Below are 18661 nucleotides of genomic sequence, written 5' to 3' on the forward strand. Positions count from 1 at the left end.
TGCCGGGTTTGCCCTGAAAATTGCCCTCTTCATTTTTGCCCACACCCTCCACCAAGCCGGCCTATAGCCCGCAACTTGGGTTATGTAGCCACGGAAACCCCGGTTTTTGAGGTCAGCGGGCCGGCATACAGCAAGGACTTTGGGCCCTTCGTGCTGAAGGCCGAGACCAAGCAGCTGGGCGAGGTGAGCGTGGTGGCCATGCGGCCTACCATTGTGCAGGAAGCCGACCGACTGGTGGTGAGTGTGGCGGGCACGGCCATGGCGGCCGGCAACACGGCCTTCTCGGTGCTGGCCAAATCACCGGGGGTGTTCATCGACCAGGAAGGCAACATTCAGCTCAACGGCAAAGCCGGCGTCACGGTCATGCTCGATGGCAAGCTCACCTACCTCTCGGCCCGCGACCTGCGCAACCTGCTGGAAGGTATGCCCGCCGATAACCTGAAGAACATCGAAATCATTACCAACCCACCAGCCAGGTACGATGCCGAGGGCACCGCCGGGGTGCTCAACATCAACCTGAAGAAAAACACCCAGCAGGGCCTCAACGGCAGCCTCTACACCACGGGCTCCTACAATTTCTTTCAGCAGTTTGGGTACACCTACGGCGGCAGCCTCAACCTGAAGCGCGGCCGCTGGAACTCCTTCCTGAACCTGGACGCCACCCGCCGGGTGGGCGGCCGTAATGCCACCTTCACCCGGGTGTTTTATGGCCCCGGCAAAACCACTTACTTCGACCAGACGGCTACGGGCAGCTTCATCTCCCGCACGCCGCCGGCGCTGCGCCTGGGCACCGACTACAGCCTGAGCAAAAACCACAGCCTGGGGCTGCTGGCCGGCTACACCACCCGGCGCGGCGAATCTGAGTTTCTCACCGATACCTACGTGGGAAGCAGCCGCGAGCAGCCCGAGCAGTTCGTAGACGCCGACAACTTCAGCCGCAGCCGCTACACCAACCTCACCACCAACCTGCACTACAGCGGCAAGCTCGACAGCCTGGGTACTACGCTGACGACAGACCTGGACTACGTGCAAATCCGGGACCGGGGACAGGCTGACTTCTACAACTACTTTACCCGCTTGCCTACCCGGCAGCAAACCCAGGACTTTCTGTACACCAGCACCTTTAGCCAGCTGGACATCTACTCGGCCAAGGCCGACTTTGCCCGCCCCTTTGCCAGTGGCCACAAGGTGGAGGCGGGCGTAAAGCTCAGCCGGGTAACGGCCGACAACGACTCCCGTTTTTTCTTCAACAACGGCGCCCTGGTGCTCGACCCGCTGCGCACCAACCACTTCAACTACCAGGAAAACATTCAGGCAGCCTACCTGAGCTGGAGTGGCAAAGCCGGCGAGCGCCTGACGCTGCAAACCGGCCTGCGCCTGGAAAACACGCAGTCGGTAGGGGAGTCCTACACCACGGGCCAGCTTACCCGGCGCCAGTACCTGAACCTGTTTCCCAGCGTGTTTGTGCAGCAGAAGGTAAGCGAGGACTACGGCATCAACTACAGCTACAGCCGCCGGCTGAACCGCCCCAACTACGGCAGTCTCAACCCGTTCCGCTTCTACCGCGACCCCTACACCTGGGAGCAGGGCAACCCGGATTTGCGGCCGCAGTACACGCACGCGTTCCGGCTGGCCCATTCCTTTAAGAGGGTGTATAACCTCTCGTTCAGCTACGACTACCAGACCGACGTGAGTGCCGAAATTCCCATCCTGAACGTGGACCAGGCCACCACCATCTACACCACCGGCAACCTCAACAGCGGCCATATTGCCAGCCTGACCGCCGTGGCTCCCTACCAGCTGCTGAAGTGGTGGGACACGCAAAACACTGTCGTGGTTTCCTATCGAAAGTTCAGCACCAACGCCGACAACGGGCCGCTCACCAACGAGCAGCTCTACTACATGCTGCAGTCGAACCACACCCTTGCCCTCCCTTACAAGGTGCGCCTGGAAGTAGAGGCGCGCTACCTGGGCCCCACGGCATCGGGCCTGTACCAGATTGCGCCCATGCACTGGGTGGGGCTGGCGCTTAAGAAAGCCATTCTGAAGGAAAAGCTGGAAGTGGGCGTCAACGTCAACGACCTGTTCAAAGGCTACCGGTACCGCTTCAGCACCGACATTAACGGCAACGTCAACGAGTTCGACCAGTACTTCCGCTGGCGCAGCGTGGGGCTCAGCCTCCGCTATAATTTCAGCCGCGGCGAAAAGCTTGACACCAAGCGGCGCAATAGCAGCCTGGAGGAGCTGAACCGGGCAAACTAAAGCGGGTTTTTGGTCCGCGTCGGGAGTAAAAGTTGAAAGAGGTAGCCGTGAAAATCAGCCCAGGTTTTCACGGCTACCTCTTTCAGCTTCATACAAAGCAAGTGAACCCGCTCTGAGCCGGCGGCAGCACCGCACAACCAGGCTGCAAAGGGCGTAGCCTAGCCAGCCATTTCCGCATTACTTGCGCTGTTAATCCGCAGGGGCTGCTCCTTCCGTAGGTCTGGAAAGCCTGTAGCCCGGTCGGGCGGTGGCGCCCTCGCTCCTGACTCGCCTTTATGAGGAAATTCTATCTGCTTCTGCTGGCTTTTCTGCTGCCCTTTTTCTCCAGTGCCCAGCTTACAACCAGTGCGTTTGAAGGACTGATACTAAACAAGGCAGGGGAGGCCATCCCCGGTGCCTCGGTGGTGCTTACCCACCTGCCCACCGGCACCCGCAGCGGCACGCAGTCGGACGCCAATGGCAAGCTCTTGCTGAACAACCTCAAACCGGGCGGCCCCTATTCCGTGCAGGTAAGCTTCGTAGGCTTCAAGCCGCAGGCAAAAGAAGAGGTATACCTGAGCCTGGGCAAGGTGGCCCGGCAAACCTTTACCCTGGCAGAAGCAGCCACCGAGCTGGGGGAGGTGGCCGTGACGGCCAGCAAAAGCGACCCGTTCACGGCCGACAAAAACGGGCAGGCCTACCACCTCAGCCAGCAGGCCATTCAGAACGTGCCCACGCTGAACCGCAGCCTCGGCGACCTGACCAAGCTCATGCCCCAGGGCAATAAGAACTCCTTCGGCGGCTCCAACTACCGGTTCAACAACCTGAGCATCGACGGCATGGCCACCAACGACGTGCTGGGCTTTCAGGAGCCGGCGAGCGGGGCGGCGGGCTCGGTGGCCTCGGGCACGCCGGGGGCGCTGGCGGGCACCCAGCCCATTTCCATCGATGCCATCGACGAGATTTCCGTGGTGATTTCGCCCTTCAACGTGACACTGGGCAACTTCACCGGCGCCAACATCAACGCCGTGACCAAAAGCGGCACCAACCAGCTGGCCGGCAGTGTGTACAGCTACGCCCGCAACCAGGTGATTACCGGCCCCAGCGTCGACTCCCTGCACACGCCCATCTCCCGCTACTACGACATTCAGTCGGGCGCCAGCCTGGGCGGGCCCATCCTGAAAAACAAGCTGTTCTTCTTTGGCAACTACGAAAACCAGCGCCGCGAAGAGCCGGTGCTGTATGCCCCCGGCGAAGCCGGCGCCAACGTGCCCCTGGACGTAGCCCAGCAGATAAGCACCGTGCTGCGCGAGCGGTACGGCTACGACCCCGGCACCTTCGGCGCGGCCAGCATTCAGCGCAGCAGCGACAAGTTTCTGCTGCGCCTCGACTATAACCTCTCCGACAAGCACCGGCTGAGTTTGCGCGACAACTTCGTGACGGGCTTTGCCGACAACCTCGAACGCTCGCCCATCGTGCTCAACTTCGGCAACCAGGGCTTCCGCCACCACAGCCGCACCAACAGCCTGGTGGGGGAGCTGAAAAGCACGTTCAGCAGCCAGCTCTCCAACCAGCTGATTGTGGGCCTGAACACGGTAGACGAGCACCGCAGCTACGAAGGCCGCCTGTTTCCGCACCTGGAAATCAACTACAACACCTCCACCAGCATCTTTGCCGGTACCTACCGCGAGGCGGCGGTGTACGGCTCCAGCCTAAGCACCACCCAGCTCACCGACAACCTGACGCTGTTTCGCAACCGCCACACCCTCACCCTGGGCACCAACAGCGAGCTGAACAACATCGAGTACCGCTTCCTGACGGCCTTTAACGGGCGCTGGCAGTACTCGTCGCTGGATGCCTTTCTAAACAACCGCCCCAACCGGGTGCGCGGGGTGTACAACACCGAAAACAACGGCATTGAATACAACAAAAGCCTGCCCTCGGCCAATTTCCGGGTGCTGCTGCTGAGCCTCTACGCCCAGGACGACTACCATGTGAGCAACCGCCTGACCGTGCAGCTGGGGCTGCGGCTCGACCTGCAGGTGCACCCCGACAAGGTGCCCGTGAACCCGGCCGTATTCAAAAATCCGGAGTTCAGCAAGTACCAGAACAAGTTCGGCGGCGTGCCCCAGCTCAATCCCCGCCTGAGCTTCAACTACGGGCTGAACGAGGCCAACACCCTGCAGCTGCGCGGCGGCTCGGGCCTGTTTACCGGCCGCATTCCCTTTGTGTGGTACGCCTACGCCCACTACATCTCCGGCAACCGCTACAACAACATCGACTACCGCCCCAGCGGCCCGCTGCCCATTGCCGAAGACCTGTCGGCCCTGCAGGCCCTGCAGCCAGGCATCGCCGAAATCAATTTGATTGACAACGACTTCCAGCTGCCCCGCGACTGGAAGTCGACGCTGGCCCTGGACGTGAAGCTGCCCTACGACATGACCTTCACGGCCGAAGGCCTGTACTCCCGCGTGCTGGCCGGCGTGCTGTTCCAGTCCATCAACTTTAAGGACAACAAAGCCACGTTTGCGGGGGCCGACAACCGCCCGTATTTCACGACCACGGGTGCGGCCTCCAAAATCGACCCGGCTTTCACCAACGTGTTTGTGATGAGCAACACCCGGCAGGGCTTCAACTACAACGCTACCTTCTCGCTGAGCAAGCGCATTCCCGACCGGCTGGATGCCTTTGCGGGCTACAGCTACGGCCGCAGCAAGGACATCGTGAACGGCGTGCGGGTGTCGCCGGCCGCCAACTACGAGTGGAACCAGGCCCTGGTGGCCAACAGCCCCGAGCTGGCTTACTCCAACTTCGACCTGCGCCACAAGTTCATTGCCAACGTGGCCTACCAGTTCCGGCTGGGGGAGAAGCTGCATTTCAATACCAGCCTGATTTACATTGCCCGCTCCGGCAGCCCATACTCCTACGTGTACGAAGGCGATGTAAACCGCGATGGCTCGGCCAAGAACGACCTGCTCTACGTGCCCCGCAACCGCTCCGAAATCAACCTGGCCGACATCACCAACGCCCAGGGTGCAGTGCTGGTGAGCGCCGACCAGCAGTACGCCCAGCTCGAGCGCTACATTGCCGGCGACGAGTACCTCGCGGAGCGGCGGGGGCAGTACGCCGAGCGTAACGGCGCCCGCACGCCCTGGACCCAGCAGCTGGATTTGCGCCTCAGCACCCGCCTGCCCCTGGCCAAGGCCCACCGCCTGGAAGTTACCCTCGACGTGCTCAACCTGGGCAACCTGCTGCACCGCGACTGGGGCCGGCAGTACTTCGTGCCCAACATCAACAACTCGGGCTATGCCCTGCTCGATTTCGTGCGCATTGCCAACAACCAGCCCGTGTACCAGTTTAAAAACCCCGCCGGCACGCCCTGGCAAACCGACCCCATCAGCTCCCGCTGGCAGGGGCAGCTGGGGCTGCGGTATTCTTTCCACTGAGCCAGGGAGTAGAACAACGTAGAGACGCAACATTTTGCGTCTCCGGGGCTGCGCCGTCTTGCGTTTTGTTATCATCGTTCCACGACGAGACGCAAAATATTGCGTCTCTACAAATGACCGGTAGTCCTTTGATATCCAGGTAGGGTACCCGATGACTCATACAGGCAAGCGCCTCATCTTACGCTGCCTAATTGCCGCCGGGCAACGTTTGGCGTCTGGCTTGTTCCTTTACAGGCGCTCTCGCGCAATTCGCTTTTCTTTTTTGCTTTCATGAAACACCTGTTTACTCTTTCCACCACGGTTATTTTGCTGGCTGCCGCCAGTCTGGCCAGCTGCTAGGCCGATAAAAAGCCAGCCGCAACCGAGTCGCTGGACAGCCGCTTCGATACCTACAAGAACTCCTTTATCGAAGAGCTGTGGCGCTACAGCCCCGAGTGGGCCGCCTCGCAGGGCTACCACAAGTACGACTCGCTGCTGGTGGTGCCCGACAGCGCCCAGCGCCAGCGCGAAGCCGTGTTCTACACCAGGCAGCTGCAGGCCCTGGGCAAGTTTGCCCCCGACAGCCTCTCGCCCAACAACCAGATTGACCACCACCTGCTTACCAACCAGCTGCGGGCTTTCCGCTGGTATGCCGATACGCTGCGCGACTGGCAGTGGAACCCGGCCCAGTACAACCTCGGGGCCAGCGTGGGCGACCTGCTTGCCGGCCGGCACTACCGCCTCGACCGCCGCCTGCGCAACATCTCCGATAAGATTTCGCGGGCCACGCTCTACTACGCCGCCGCCAAAAACAACATCCGCCAGCCCACGCGCGAGCATACCCAGCTGGCTATCCGCCAGAACCAGGGCGGCCTGGCCGTGTTCGGCGCCGCCCTGGCCGACTCGGTGCGTAAATCGGGCCTGAGCGCCAAAGAAAAAGAGGTGATGACCGAGCGCATTGCCACGACCCGGCTGGCCATTCAGAGCTACATCGACTTCCTGCAGAAAGACGTGCTGCCGGCCGGCGCCTTCCGCAACTTCCGCCTGGGCCGCGAGCTGTTTGCCGAGAAGTTTAACTACGACATCCAGTCGCGCTTCTCGGCCGAGGAAGTCTACCAGAAAGCGCAGCAGCACAAGGCCGAGCTGCTGCACGACATGGGCCGCCGCGCCGCGCGCCTGCACCCCAAGTACTTCCCCGGCCAGCCCGCCCCAGCCGATACCCTGGCCCTGATTGCCAAGGTCATCAACCAGCTCACCCTGAAGCACGCGCCCCGCGAGGGCTTCGTGGATGCCGTGAAGCGCCAGATTCCCACGCTGGTGCAGTTCGTAAACGACAAAAAGCTGCTCACCCAGGACCCCAGCAAGCCCCTGGTGGTGCGCGAGACGCCCCTGTACATGCGCGGCAGCGGCGCCGGCGCCAGCGTGTCGGCCCCCGGGCCCTACGACAAGGGCGCCAACACCTACTACAACGTGGAGCCCCTGCCCAAGGAGTGGACTGCCGCCCAGGCCGAAAGCTACCTGCGCGAGTACAACGACTACACCCTGCAGATTCTCAACATCCACGAAGCCATTCCCGGCCACTACACCCAGCTGGTGTACGCCAACCAGTCGCCCTCGCTGGTGAAGTCCATCTTCGGCAACGGCGCCATGATTGAGGGCTGGGCCGTGTACACCGAGCGCATGATGCTGGAAAACGGCTACGGCAACAACTCCGACGAAATGTGGCTGCTCTGGGACAAGTGGAACATGCGCACCACGCTCAATACCGTCCTCGACCATGCCGTGCACGTCGACAACATCAGTAAGGAGGACGGCATTAAGCTGCTCATGAGCCAGGGCTTTCAGGAGCGGGCCGAGGCCGAAGGCAAGTGGCTGCGGGCCACGCTCTCGCAGGTGCAGCTCAGCAGCTACTTCACCGGCTACACCGAGATAGTTGCGCTGCGTGAGGAGCTGAAAAGCAAGCAGGGCAGCTCCTTTGACCTCAAAGCCTTCAACGAGCAGTTCCTGAGCTACGGCAGCGCCCCGGTGAAATACATCCGCGAGCTGATGCTGCGCAGCAAGTAGTTTCTGGTTGCTCGTTTCTGGTTTCTTGATGTCGTTCAATACCCTTCACCCGGGAGCCAGAAACCAGCAACCAGCAACAAGAAACCAGAAACAAGCAACCACAATTCAGATAAACGTCGTAAAGAAAGGCCCACTCCTGCACGCACGGGAGCGGGCCTTTCTGATTAGCCATGACCGAAGAAGAGCGAAAATACGTGCACGACACCGACGACGAGGGGCTGCGCCGCTTCACCCACGAGCATATCAAGGTGTTTGCCAAGTTCACGTCCGACAACTGTGCCATCTGCAAAGCCCTGGCGCCGCCCTTTGAAAAGTTCGCCGACGACGAGCCCTACCGCAGCATCCTGTTCGTGCGCCTCGATTCCGACGAAAACCCGGTAGCCAGGCAGCTCATGAACGAGCGGGCCGCGCCCTTCTTCGTGAGCTACTGCCAGGGCCGGCTGATGGAGTGCGACACGCTCCAAAGCGAAGAAGACGTGAAAGCCCAGCTCGACCGCCTGCTGGCCGTAATGCCCATAACAGGGTAGCACCAACCGCAGAGGCCCGCCCTACCTTTGGGCATGTTTTTTCTGCTCTCCAAGCTGCTCTACTACCTCATCATGCCAGCCCTGTGGCTGGTACTGCTGCTCCTGCTGGCTTGGCGCAGCCGCGTGCCGCGCCGCCAGCAGCGCTGGCTGCGGGCCGCCGCCATCCTGGCCCTGGTGGGCACCAACCCGGGTCTTTCCAACGAAGCCATGCGGGCCTGGGAGATACCCCCCGTGAAGCTGAGCCAGCTGCCCGCGCAGGCCGATGCCGCCGTGCTGCTCACCGGCGTAGCCGAAGACAAGCTTCCCCACGACCGGGTGTACCTGGGCCGGGGGGCCGACCGGCTCACGCACACCCTCTGGCTCTACCGCGCCGGCCGCGTAAAGCGCATTCTCATAACCGGCGGCTCGGGCAGCCTGCTGGAAACGGCCCGCACCGAGGCCCGCGAGCTGGATATTCTACTGCGCATGTCCGGGGTGCCGAAGGAGCATATTCTGCTGGAAGAGAACAGCCGCAATACCCGCGAGAATGCGCTGTTTACCAAAGCGCTGCTGGCCCAATACCCCGAAATAAAGTCCCTGGTGCTGGTCGCCTCCGCCTTTCACCATCGCCGCGCCCTGGGCTGTTTCCAGCGGCTGGGCCTGCATCCCGTTCCTTTTCCCGCCGACTACCGCAGCGAGCGCCGCAAGCCCACCCCCGACTACTGGATTATTCCGTCTCCCAACGCCCTGGTGCAGTGGAGTCTGCTCCTGCACGAAGTGCTGGGCTGGAGCATGTACAAGGTGCTGGGCTATGCATGATTTTTTGATGTGCTGATGTGCTGATGAGGTGATTTTTGATGAGGCAATAAGAACATCATGCTGAGCTTGTCGAAGCATCTCTACCACGAGAGTAAACCCAATTGAAAAGGATGACTTCCCCTGGCAAGATGCTTCACTGCGTTCAGCATGACGTTCTTTTTTCCTTCATCACCTCATCACCTCATCACCTCATCACCTCATCACCTCATCACCTCATCACCTCATCACCTCATCACCGAAATTCAGCTACTCCGTCTTTCCCTTAGCCTTCGCTTCCTTCCCAATCCACACCGACTTCTGATTCACAAACTCGCGGATGCCCAGGTAGGAAAGCTCGCGGCCGTAGCCCGACTTTTTCACGCCGCCAAAGGGGAGCTCGTTCATGGACTTTACCAGGCCGTTGACGAACACGGCGCCGCTCTCGATTTCGCGGGCCAATTGCTCGCCTTTTTTCAGGTCCTGAGTCCAGATGGCGGCGCCCAGGCCGAAGCGGGAGTCGTTGGCCAGGCGCAGGGCATCGGCGGCGTCCTTGGCTTCCAGCACCAGGGCCACGGGGCCGAACAGCTCCTCTTCGTAGGCCCGCTGCCCGGGCTTCACGTTCGACAAAATCATGGGGCGGAACAAGGCCGAGCCGGGCTGGCTCTGCCCGCCGAATAGCTCCACCTTCGCGCCCTGGGCCACGGAGTCTTCTACCTGCCGGGTGAGGTCGTCGGCCAGGTCGGGGCGGGCCAGGGGACCGTACTGGGTGGCTTCGTCCAGCGGGTCGCCGGTTTGCATTTCCAGCAGGTGGCCTTTCAGCAGGCGAATGAATTCCTTTAGTACGGGCTTTTCCACGATAAAGCGCTTGGCGGCGATGCAGCTCTGGCCGGCGTTTATCATGCGGGCCTGGGCGGCGGTTTTCGCGGCCAGGGGCAGGTCGGCATCGGCCAGCACAAGGAAGGGGTCGGAGCCGCCCAGCTCCAGCACGGTTTTCTTGATGTGGCGGCCGGATGTGGCCGCCACCGCGCTGCCCGCGCCTTCCGAGCCCGTGAGGGTAACGGCCTGCACCCGGTCGTCTTCAATGAGCTTCTCCACCAGGTCGGAGCCAATGAGCAGGCTGCGGAACGCCGCAGGGGGCAGGCCGGCGTCGTGAAACACCTGCTCCAGGGCCAGGGCGCACTGTGGCACGTTGGAGGCGTGCTTGAGCAGGCCCACGTTGCCGGCCATCAGGGCCGGGGCCGCAAAGCGCACCACCTGCCAGAGCGGGAAGTTCCAGGGCATCACGGCCAGCACCACGCCCAGCGGCTGGTAGCTGATAAAGCTGCGGCCGGCATCGGTCTGGATGAGCTCATCGGCCAGGAATTCCTCGGCTTTGTCGGCGTAGAAGTCGCAGCAGGCGGCGCACTTCTGCACTTCGGCGCGGCCATCCACCACTGGCTTGCCCATTTCCAGGGCCATAAGGCGGGCCAGCTCGTCCTGGCGCTGGCGCAGCAGGGCGGCGGCGCGGTGCAGAACGCCGGCCCGGTGCGCGAACGTGGTGCCGCGCCATGCGCGGGCGGCTTTGTCGGCCTGGGCCAGGATGCGCTCGGTTTTCGACCAGGAGAACGCCGAAAAGCGGCGCAGCACGCGGTCGGTGTAGGGGTTGTAGGATTCGATGGGCATGGAAAGGAGCAGGCTTAAGAGGGAAGGGGCGAGCCGGCCAAAAAAGCCGGTTCTGGCTATTCCAAACTATGTTTAAGCGCGAAGGTTGCACAGTGCGGTAAGCTGGCAGGAAAAGGCATTCGCCCCGGCTGTTGGCAGGCTTGTCGGCAATGCTTCGGCCGTACCGGCGCCATCTGCTACTTTCGCGCCGGCTCTACCCTTGCTTCGCCCTGTCATTTTCTTCACTTTAACCCGTTCCCGTGTCCGATTCGCCCCCCATTTCGATTCCACCCGCTGCGGAGGAAGAGCTTGTCAAGCGGCTGCGCGCCCGCGACGAGTCTGCCATGACGCTGTTTTACGACCGGTACTCGGCGGCCCTCTATGGTGTCATCTTCCGCATTGTGAAAGCCGAAGACGAAGCCCAGGACGTGCTGCAGGAAGCCTTGGTCAAAATCTGGCATGCCTTTGCCAGCTACGACTCCTCCAAAGGCCGCCTGTTTACCTGGGTTATTAATATCTGTCGAAATCTGGCCATCGATAAAATCCGCTCGAAGCAGCACCGCGTAGGTAGCCGCACAACGGGACTGGACGACAGCCTGACGGCGCAGCGACAATCCGCGCCGACTACCTTCCGCCCCGAGCACATTGGTTTGCAGGAAATCACCAAACAGCTGGTTCCCGAGCAACGCCAGATTATCGACCTGCTCTATTTCGAAGGCTTTACCCAAAGTGAAGTGGCGGAAGAGCTCAACATCCCGTTGGGCACGGTGAAAACGCGTGCCCGTACCGCCATCAAATTATTAAGCAAACTGATTCGCTGATTCGCCGTGCCACACATCCAAGACTATATTGAATCCGGCGTGCTGGAGCTGTATGCGCTGGGCGAGCTGTCGCCCGCCGAGCAGGCCGAAGTAGAAGCCCAGGCCGCCCGCCACCCCGAAGTTCGCCGCGAGCTCCAGGAGGTGCAGGCCGCCCTGGGCCTGTACGCCGAAGCCCACGCCATGGTGCCCCCAGCTGGCATGCGGGAGCGTGTGCTGGGCCACTTCGCCGCCCACGCCCACGCGGCTTACGACACGGATAGCGCTTCGGTTGCCGTGCCCCCCGCCACCAGCAGCCTACGGGCTGAGGTAGACGAGATGACCCGCCCGCAGCCCGCCGCCGGTAGCCCTGTGGTGCGCCCCATGTCAACTGCGCCAGTAGCTGAAGAGCCCACGCGCCGCTCACTCTGGGCCATTGCTGCGTCTGTAGCCCTGCTGCTTAGCCTGATAGGCAACGCTCTGCTCTACAGCCGCTGGCAGGAAGCCAACACGAACCTGCTGGCCCTGCAGGGCGACCAGACGCGCTGGGCGGCTACCCAGGCCAGCTACCAGCAGCAGCAGGGCGAGCTGCGAGCCATACGCGAGCAAAACCAGATTCTGCGCAGCGACGAGTTCCGCGCCGTGGCCCTGGCCGGCACCCCGGCCGCACCCACCGCCAAAGCGCGGGTGCTCTACAACCCCGCCACGCGCAAAGTGTATGTCGACGTAAAAAATCTGCCGGCGCTGCCGGCCGGCAAGCAGTACCAGCTCTGGGCCCTGGATAAGGGCAAGCCTGTGGATGCCGGCATGCTGGCTGCCACAACCGTAGCTGGCGACAGCCTGCAGCAAATGAAGGACATCGCCAGCGCCCAGGCCTTTGCCATGACCGTAGAGCCGGAGGGCGGCAGCGTCAATCCCACGCTGAGCACCATGACCGTAATTGGAAATATTTGAATTAAAAGTTAAGAATTGCTAATTTAAAATTGGCGGCCATTGTGTTGTGTTTTTTCATGACCTTTGTTAGCTGATTCAACAAATAAGAGAATCAGAAGGCGAATTCCTTATACAAGGAGCCAGCCTTCTGATTTTTAATTCATAATTTTTAATTATCCCCATGCACGGTTCCATTTTCGCCCTCCTCAAACGCTACGTGCAGACGCAGTACGACCATAGCACCTGGGTTACCCTGACGGAGCTGTCGGGCCTGGAAACGATGGAGTATGATGCCAAGGAGGTGTACCCCGACGAGCACATCTATGCCCTGGTGGGCCACGCGGCCGAGCAAACCGGCATCCCGGCCGGCGAGCTGCACGAGAAGTTTGGCGAGTACCTGGTGCCCGACCTGATGTACATGTACCAGAAGCTCATCAAGCCCGAGTGGAAAACGCTGGACATGATTGAGCATACCGAAGGTACCATGCACGCCCGCGTGCGGCAGGAGCACGAGCACAATGCCCCGCCCGTGCTCAAAGTCACCCGCCTCAATGAAAACGAGCTGATTGTGGATTATGTGTCGCCGCGCCGCATGGGCGGCCTGGCCGTGGGCATCATCCGTGGGCTGGCCACCTTTTTCGACGAGGCCGACCGCATCGATGTGATGCCTACTACAAGTGAGGAGGGGGAGCGGGTCAGCATCCACGTGCGCCGCACCTAAGCCGGGCCCGGCCTGGCCACGGGCACTATTCCTTCTCACACCACCCGCTTTTTTCGCTTGACTGCCAATACGCACCTACTCATCTTTGCCCGCCGGCCCGTGCTGGGCCGGGTGAAAACCCGGCTGGCCGCCGGCATTGGCGATGCCGCCGCGCTGGCGGTGTACCGCGAGCTGCTGGCCCTTACGTATCAGGCAGTAGCCAATGCGGGAGCTCCGGCCACCGTCTGGCTGGCCGATGCTCAGGTGGCTGTGAACGCGCCCTTGCCCGAGTGGCCGGGACTGCCCTGGCAGCCCCAGCCCGAGGGCGACCTGGGCCAGCGCATGGAAACGGCCTTTGCCACCGCCTTTGCCGCAGGTGCCGGTAAAGTAGCCATTATTGGTACCGACTGCCCCGGACTCAAGGCCGGCCACCTGCAGCAGGCGTTTGAGCTGCTGGAAACCCACGACCTGGTGCTGGGCCCGGCCACCGACGGCGGCTACTACCTGTTGGGCACGCGCAGGCTGCAGCCCGAGCTGTTCCGGCAAAAGGAGTGGAGCACCGACCAGGTGCTGGCCGCTACCCTGGCCGACGCGAAACGACTAGGGCTCAGCGTAGCGCTTTTGCCGGAGCTCACGGATGTTGACACCGAAGACGACCTGCGGGCCTGGAAAGTAGCTATTTAGAGCCGTTCGGAGCTGCTGTGCGTAGCGCGGACTTTTAGTCCGCGAGGGCGCCCGAATTAGTGAGCTCGCTGACTAAAAGTCTGCGCTACTGATTGGCGTACCCTGACAACGAAAGCGCACTAAGCAGCTGGTGAGTGCCCAGCCCCGTCGCGCCTTAGCTCGTAAAGCAGCAGGCCTAGGCTCAGGCCATACTCCAGGCCCAGCAGCCAGAAATTTTCCTGGAAGGCAGGGGTACGGTAAGCGGCATAGGAAAGCACGGCCAGTCCGCCCCAGAGTAGCGCGTAGCGGAAGTTTGTGAATACGCTCAATGCCAGCAGGGGCGTGAGGTACCAGGGGTGAACGATGGTGGCGCAGAGGTAATATATGGTGAAGGCGAGCAGCAGTACTGCGGGCAGCCCGGCCAGGGTAGTGGCTTTTTCGCGCCAGGCCAGCCCCAGGAGGGCCAGCGCCGCTACAGCTCCCAGCGCCGGGCCGATAATGGCAATTTCATTATAGCCCTGGTACTGATACCCCAGCGCCCGGAGCAGGTAGTACAAGCTGGCGTTGAACTCAAACGTGCGGAAATAAAGCCCCAGGCTTTGACTGATGTGGAGCAATAGCTTAGCCGGGATAAACACGCTGAATAATAGAGCCAGCACGCTGCCCACTACCAGGCTGTAGGCCACAAATTTCCGCCTGCCCAGCCGCTTAATTAAATAGGGGAGCAGCAGCAGGGGCGTGAGCTTGGAGGCCACGGCTAAACCCAGGGCCCCGGCCGACACCAAAACCTTGCCCTGGCTGAGCAGCCAGATGGCCAGCAGGATGAAGAAGATAACAACGGCCTCAAAATGCAGGTTGCCCGTTAACTCTATGATGGCCAGCGGGTGCAAGAGGTAAAGCAGGGCGCGCGGCCGGGGCCGGCCCCAGCGGGCAAGCAGGCCAAGCAGCAGGGCGGCGCTACCGGCTTCCGCCGCCAGAATGAGTAGCCGAAGAAAAACCACGAAGCCGAGCTGGGAACTCGGAAACAGGGCGGCCCCGGCCGCAAATACCAGCTGCGAAACCGGCGGGTAAACGGAATAATAATTCGGAGAATTCAGCAGCGGGAAAATTGCGCGCAGCTCGCTCGCCAGCTCCGTGGAAAAGGGAATTGGCGGAGCCGCCGAATCCTGCGCCGCAATTAATTCATTGGGCTTAAATTCAAACGGGCTGACTGCATTGGCTGCCAATAGCCCGTCCCAGCGGAAGCGGTGAAAATCGTCGGATAAGGCCGGGGTTGCTGGCAGCCAGGCCAGCCGAAACAGCAGGGCCACCAGCAAGCCCGTGCGTAAGGAAACACGGACTTTAACCAGTACCAGGTAGCCGGCCATGGCAATGGCAAACAGCCCCAGCAGCTGCCCAAACTCCTGCCGGGGTGTGGCATAGGCCAGGGCCAGGTAAGCGAGCAGGGAAAGCCCCACCGCCACCACCGCCAGAAACCGGCGCCAGGCGCTCATCGGGCGTGGCGAATGGAATAGTAGCACACGGCCGCAAAGCCCACCGTGAGCAGGGTGTGGAAAGGCAGCAGGCCGGCGTCGCCGAAGTACAGCCCGGCGGCCAGGCCAAACAGGAAGTAGCCGGCCAGCAGGCCTTCCAGCGCCACCAGCCAGTTGAGGCCGCCGGTGCGGTAGCGCCGGGCCCCGGCGCGGCGGCTGCCCATCTTGGGCGTGCGGATAAAGGCCGTGCGCTGCCCCAGCCAGCCCAGCAGCACGGCCCGGGAGTTGTGCAGCGCCAGGCCCATGGACACGGCCAGGAACAGCAGGAAAAAGCCCGGATAGCTGCTGCGCCGCCCCTGGGGCTGGGCCAGCTTCCAGGCCGTGTAGTAGTAGTAGATAAGGGGCGTGAAGCCCAGCAGAAACACCGACGAGAGCTGAAAAACCAGCTTAAACTCCAGGTTGTGGGCCCGCACAAACACCAGCGGCACGCTGAGCAGGGCCATGAGCATAATCACCACGTACACGCTGCTGTTGAGCAGGTGAAAGGTGGCGTGCAGCTTGGTGCTCAGGCTCTGGGCCGAGCGCAGCACGGTGCCCAGGTGCTTGCGGGCAGTTTCGGCCGCCCCTTTGGTCCAGCGGAACTGCTGCGACTTGAGGGCGTCCATCACGGCGGGCAGCTCGGCCGGGGCCATAATGCCGGGGCGGTACACGAAGCGCCAGCCGCGCAGCTGGGCGCGGTAGCTCAGGTCCAGGTCTTCGGTGAGGGTATCGGTGTGCCAGCCGCCGGCGTCGGCAATGCAGCTGCGGCGCCACACGCCGCCGGTGCCGTTGAAGTTGATAAAGTGCCCCCCGGCGGTGCGGCCCACCTGCTCAATGAGGAAGTGAGCATCGAGGCCAAACGCCTGCAGGCGCGTGAGCAGCGACTCCTGGGCATTGAGGTGGCCCCAGCGGGTTTGCACCACGCCCACCCGCTCGTCCGGGTAGAAGTAGGGAATAGTGCGCAGCAGGAAGTCGGGCTCGGGCACGAAGTCGGCGTCGAAAATGGCGATGAACTCGCCCTGGGTCTGGTCCAGACCATAGCTGAGGGCTCCGGCCTTGAAGCCTTCGCGGCTGGGGCGGCGCACGTGGCTGATGTGCAGGCCCTGAGCCGCATAATGCGCCACGCGAGCTGCCGCCAGCGCTACGGTGGCATCGGTAGAGTCGTCGAGCACCTGAATGTGCAGCCGGTCGGCGGGGTAGTTCAGGGCCGCGGCGGCATCGATGACGCGCTCAACAACATTTTGCTCGTTGTAGAGCGGCAGCTGCACCGTCACGCGGGGCCAGGAAGCAGGGGCGGGGGGCTCAGCGGAGCTGGGGCCGGCATAGGCCCGCAAGGCCAGGCGGGTAAGCTGCCACTGGCCTACGCTAAAGCACAGAATAAACAGCAGGCAGGCGCCGTATAATCCCAACAGCAGGAGGGGCAACAGCGACATTAGCAGATGGAACGAAACACAGAAATTGACTTTGGGGCTACCAAGTTAGGCAGCCAGCGGCGCTACCTACGAGAAAGCTACCAGTAGCGGTAGATGGTCCAGAGAATTTTATAGCCCGCGCCCAGCGTGCCCCGGATGGTGCCCGACACCTTGCTGGTGCCGATGCGGCGGCGGTAGCGCACGGGCACCTCCACGATGCGCAGCCCCTGCCGGGCCGCCTTGATTTGCATCTCCACCGTCCAGCCGTAGGTTTTGTCGGCCATGCCCAGCTGCTGCAGGGCCGTGGTGCGAACGGCCCGGAAGGGGCCCAGGTCGGTGAACTGCCCGCCGTAGCGCAGGCGCAGCAGGCGGGTAGCCAGCCAGTTGCCAAACACCTGCTGGGGCAGCAGGGCACCGCTTTCGCGCTGGCCCAGGGCCCGGGAGCCGATTACCAGGTCGGCCTCGCCGCGCAGCAGGGGCGCCAGTAGGTCGGGCAGGTCGGCGGGGTAGTCGGAGTGGTCGCCATCGAGAAACACGATGATGTCGGGCACCGGCACTATCGGCGCCGCGTAGCAGTGGGCCATGCCGGCCAGGCAGGCGTAGCCGTAGCCGGGGCGGGGCTCGCGCAGCACTGTGGCGCCGGCCGCCGCGGCGGCCGCGCTGGTGTTGTCAGTAGAGTTGTTGTCGACCACTACCACTTCCTGCACCAGGCCGGCGGGAATTTCAGCCAGCACCAGGCCAATGGCATCGGCTTCATTGTGAGCAGGAATGATGACGCTGACGCGGGGAGAAGCAGGCAATTGAGACATGAAGCCGGAAAACAACTTGCCGCCCGCAAGGTTTGCCAGTGCTGCTACAGCGTAGCCGGCGGGCATGCTGGCGTTGCTTTATTTTGCCACAAAGATGCCCGCCGCCCCGTACAGTCCTTGCTTTCGGTACGCACGCATTCACCTTATTCCCCTTTCTATGCTTCAGGTAGGCCAAACCGCCCCCGACTTCGTTCTCAAAACCACCACCGGCACAAGCTTTCGCTTGAGCGAAGCCCGGGGCCGCCACATCGTGCTGTTCTTTTATCCCAAAGACAACACCCCCGGCTGCACCGCCGAAGCCTGCGCGTTTCGCGACGAGTACCAGGACTTCCAGGACCTGGGAGCCGAGGTGATTGGCATCAGCGGCGACAGCGAGGAGTCGCACCAGAAGTTCACCCAGAAAAACCGCCTGCCCTTTCCGCTGCTGGCCGACGTCGACAACGAGGTGCGCAAGCTCTACGAAGTGCCCCGCGCCATGCTAGGCCTCATTCCGGGCCGCGTCACGTTTGTGATTGACAAAAAAGGCGTCATCCGCTACATCTTCAACTCGAACAGCGCGGCTACCGACCACGTCAGCAACACCAAAAAGGTGCTGCAGGAGCTGGAGCGCTGATGCCCTGCATTCAGCTGCAAACATTCATTAAGGCGTCACCAACGGCCTGCTACCACCTGGCCCTGAACGTGCAGGCGCACCTGGACTCAACGAGCCACACTGGCGAGCGGGTATTGCAGGGGCCCAGCAGCGGCCAGCTACAGCTAGGTGATGTTGTCACCTGGGAAGGCCGGCATTTCGGCTTCCGCCAGCGCCTGACAGTGGAAATCACAGCGGCCACCCCTCCGGCTCACTTCCGGGATGAATTGGTCCAGGGGGCGTTCCGGCAGCTAAGGCACGACCACTACTTTGAGGCAGTGCCCGGTGGTACACTGATGCGCGACGTATTTGAGTTTCAGAGTCCGGCCGGGCTTATCGGAGAGTTATTTAACCGGCTTTTCCTCACGCGCTACCTTACGGAGCTGCTTAGCCGGCGCAATACGGCCCTGAAGCAAGCCTTGGAAGCACGTGAGCGCCCTTAAGTTTGCAAACCTAAGTTGCGGGGTATAGATGAGGCAGAAAAAAAGTCTGTTCGGCGTGAACAGGCTAGGTTTGAAGTATTCGACCCC

General features: G+C 62.0%; 15 protein-coding genes. 11 read left to right on the plus strand and 4 right to left on the minus strand.

From position 1 onward, the window contains the following. Window positions 1–75 precede the first annotated feature (75 nt). The 5 genes from ABD919_RS14170 to ABD919_RS14190 all read left to right on the plus strand — a co-directional run bounded on the left by ABD919_RS14170 (window position 76) and on the right by ABD919_RS14190 (window position 9055). Window positions 76–2262, plus strand: coding sequence for a TonB-dependent receptor domain-containing protein (locus ABD919_RS14170; RefSeq protein ID WP_345236674.1), 2187 nt, complete (start codon window positions 76–78; stop codon window positions 2260–2262). 275 nt (window positions 2263–2537) lie between these two features. Continuing rightward, window positions 2538–5687: a TonB-dependent receptor gene (locus ABD919_RS14175; protein ID WP_345236675.1), complete on the plus strand. Its 3150-nt coding sequence runs from the start codon at window positions 2538–2540 to the stop codon at window positions 5685–5687. Window positions 5688–6101: 414 nt separating this feature from the next. Further along, complete coding sequence (locus ABD919_RS14180; protein ID WP_345236688.1) at window positions 6102–7730, plus strand: DUF885 domain-containing protein; 1629 nt, start codon at window positions 6102–6104, stop codon at window positions 7728–7730. 170 nt (window positions 7731–7900) lie between these two features. Beyond that, entirely contained in the window at window positions 7901–8257 is a 357-nt protein-coding gene (locus ABD919_RS14185) for a thioredoxin family protein (protein ID WP_345236676.1), read from the plus strand. 33 nt (window positions 8258–8290) lie between these two features. Then, window positions 8291–9055: a YdcF family protein gene (locus tag ABD919_RS14190; protein ID WP_345236677.1), complete on the plus strand. Its 765-nt coding sequence runs from the start codon at window positions 8291–8293 to the stop codon at window positions 9053–9055. A 246-nt stretch (window positions 9056–9301) separates the two neighbouring features. Here ABD919_RS14190 and ABD919_RS14195 read toward each other — a convergent pair whose 3' ends face one another. Then, window positions 9302–10696, minus strand: coding sequence for an NAD-dependent succinate-semialdehyde dehydrogenase (locus tag ABD919_RS14195; protein ID WP_345236678.1), 1395 nt, complete (start codon window positions 10694–10696; stop codon window positions 9302–9304). Window positions 10697–10935: 239 nt separating this feature from the next. Here ABD919_RS14195 and ABD919_RS14200 point away from each other — a divergent pair, with 239 nt between their 5' ends. The 4 genes from ABD919_RS14200 to ABD919_RS14215 all read left to right on the plus strand — a co-directional run bounded on the left by ABD919_RS14200 (window position 10936) and on the right by ABD919_RS14215 (window position 13789). After that, entirely contained in the window at window positions 10936–11496 is a 561-nt protein-coding gene (locus ABD919_RS14200; RefSeq protein ID WP_345236679.1) for an RNA polymerase sigma factor, read from the plus strand. Window positions 11497–11502: 6 nt separating this feature from the next. Then, a complete protein-coding gene (locus ABD919_RS14205; protein ID WP_345236680.1) occupies window positions 11503–12426 on the plus strand; it encodes an anti-sigma factor in 924 nt (307 codons plus the stop codon). A 160-nt stretch (window positions 12427–12586) separates the two neighbouring features. Beyond that, window positions 12587–13126: a heme NO-binding domain-containing protein gene (locus ABD919_RS14210; RefSeq protein ID WP_345236681.1), complete on the plus strand. Its 540-nt coding sequence runs from the start codon at window positions 12587–12589 to the stop codon at window positions 13124–13126. A 57-nt stretch (window positions 13127–13183) separates the two neighbouring features. Beyond that, window positions 13184–13789, plus strand: coding sequence for a TIGR04282 family arsenosugar biosynthesis glycosyltransferase (locus ABD919_RS14215; RefSeq protein ID WP_345236682.1), 606 nt, complete (start codon window positions 13184–13186; stop codon window positions 13787–13789). A gap of 119 nt (window positions 13790–13908) precedes the next feature. Here ABD919_RS14215 and ABD919_RS14220 read toward each other — a convergent pair whose 3' ends face one another. The 3 genes from ABD919_RS14220 to ABD919_RS14230 form a co-directional block, all read right to left on the minus strand. Further along, window positions 13909–15261: an MptA/MptB family glycosyltransferase gene (locus tag ABD919_RS14220; protein WP_345236683.1), complete on the minus strand. Its 1353-nt coding sequence runs from the start codon at window positions 15259–15261 to the stop codon at window positions 13909–13911. Next, window positions 15258–16712 carry a cellulose synthase family protein gene (locus ABD919_RS14225; protein WP_345236684.1) on the minus strand — a complete coding sequence of 485 codons (1455 nt, stop codon included), beginning with the start codon at window positions 16710–16712 and terminating at the stop codon, window positions 15258–15260. Before ABD919_RS14225 ends, ABD919_RS14220 begins: the two co-directional genes overlap by 4 nt. Before the next feature lie 77 nt (window positions 16713–16789). Beyond that, the gene (locus tag ABD919_RS14230) at window positions 16790–17500 is read right to left on the minus strand and encodes a glycosyltransferase family 2 protein (protein ID WP_345236685.1); all 711 of its coding nucleotides are present in this window, start codon (window positions 17498–17500) and stop codon (window positions 16790–16792) included. A 157-nt stretch (window positions 17501–17657) separates the two neighbouring features. Here ABD919_RS14230 and ABD919_RS14235 point away from each other — a divergent pair, with 157 nt between their 5' ends. Together ABD919_RS14235 and ABD919_RS14240 are read left to right on the plus strand one after the other, a co-directional pair. Beyond that, entirely contained in the window at window positions 17658–18113 is a 456-nt protein-coding gene (locus tag ABD919_RS14235) for a peroxiredoxin (protein ID WP_345236686.1), read from the plus strand. After that, window positions 18113–18574, plus strand: coding sequence for an SRPBCC family protein (locus ABD919_RS14240; protein WP_345236687.1), 462 nt, complete (start codon window positions 18113–18115; stop codon window positions 18572–18574). Before ABD919_RS14235 ends, ABD919_RS14240 begins: the two co-directional genes overlap by 1 nt. Window positions 18575–18661 lie beyond the last annotated feature (87 nt).

Origin of the sequence: Hymenobacter saemangeumensis, assembly GCF_039541835.1 — a bacterium.
Classification (GTDB): domain Bacteria; phylum Bacteroidota; class Bacteroidia; order Cytophagales; family Hymenobacteraceae; genus Hymenobacter; species Hymenobacter saemangeumensis.

What these genes read in the sequence shown, in the direction of transcription:
- ABD919_RS14220 (WP_345236683.1), bottom strand. Translation starts at nt 15,261, where the DNA reads ATGAGCGCCTGGCGCCGGTTTCTGGCGGTGGTGGCGGTGGGGCTTTCC.
- ABD919_RS14230 (WP_345236685.1), bottom strand. Translation starts at nt 17,500, where the DNA reads ATGTCTCAATTGCCTGCTTCTCCCCGCGTCAGCGTCATCATTCCTGCT.
- ABD919_RS14195 (WP_345236678.1), bottom strand. Translation starts at nt 10,696, where the DNA reads ATGCCCATCGAATCCTACAACCCCTACACCGACCGCGTGCTGCGCCGC.
- ABD919_RS14175 (WP_345236675.1), top strand. Translation starts at nt 2,538, where the DNA reads ATGAGGAAATTCTATCTGCTTCTGCTGGCTTTTCTGCTGCCCTTTTTC.
- ABD919_RS14210 (WP_345236681.1), top strand. Translation starts at nt 12,587, where the DNA reads ATGCACGGTTCCATTTTCGCCCTCCTCAAACGCTACGTGCAGACGCAG.
- ABD919_RS14225 (WP_345236684.1), bottom strand. Translation starts at nt 16,712, where the DNA reads ATGTCGCTGTTGCCCCTCCTGCTGTTGGGATTATACGGCGCCTGCCTG.
- ABD919_RS14185 (WP_345236676.1), top strand. Translation starts at nt 7,901, where the DNA reads ATGACCGAAGAAGAGCGAAAATACGTGCACGACACCGACGACGAGGGG.
- ABD919_RS14235 (WP_345236686.1), top strand. Translation starts at nt 17,658, where the DNA reads ATGCTTCAGGTAGGCCAAACCGCCCCCGACTTCGTTCTCAAAACCACC.
- ABD919_RS14240 (WP_345236687.1), top strand. Translation starts at nt 18,113, where the DNA reads ATGCCCTGCATTCAGCTGCAAACATTCATTAAGGCGTCACCAACGGCC.
- ABD919_RS14190 (WP_345236677.1), top strand. Translation starts at nt 8,291, where the DNA reads ATGTTTTTTCTGCTCTCCAAGCTGCTCTACTACCTCATCATGCCAGCC.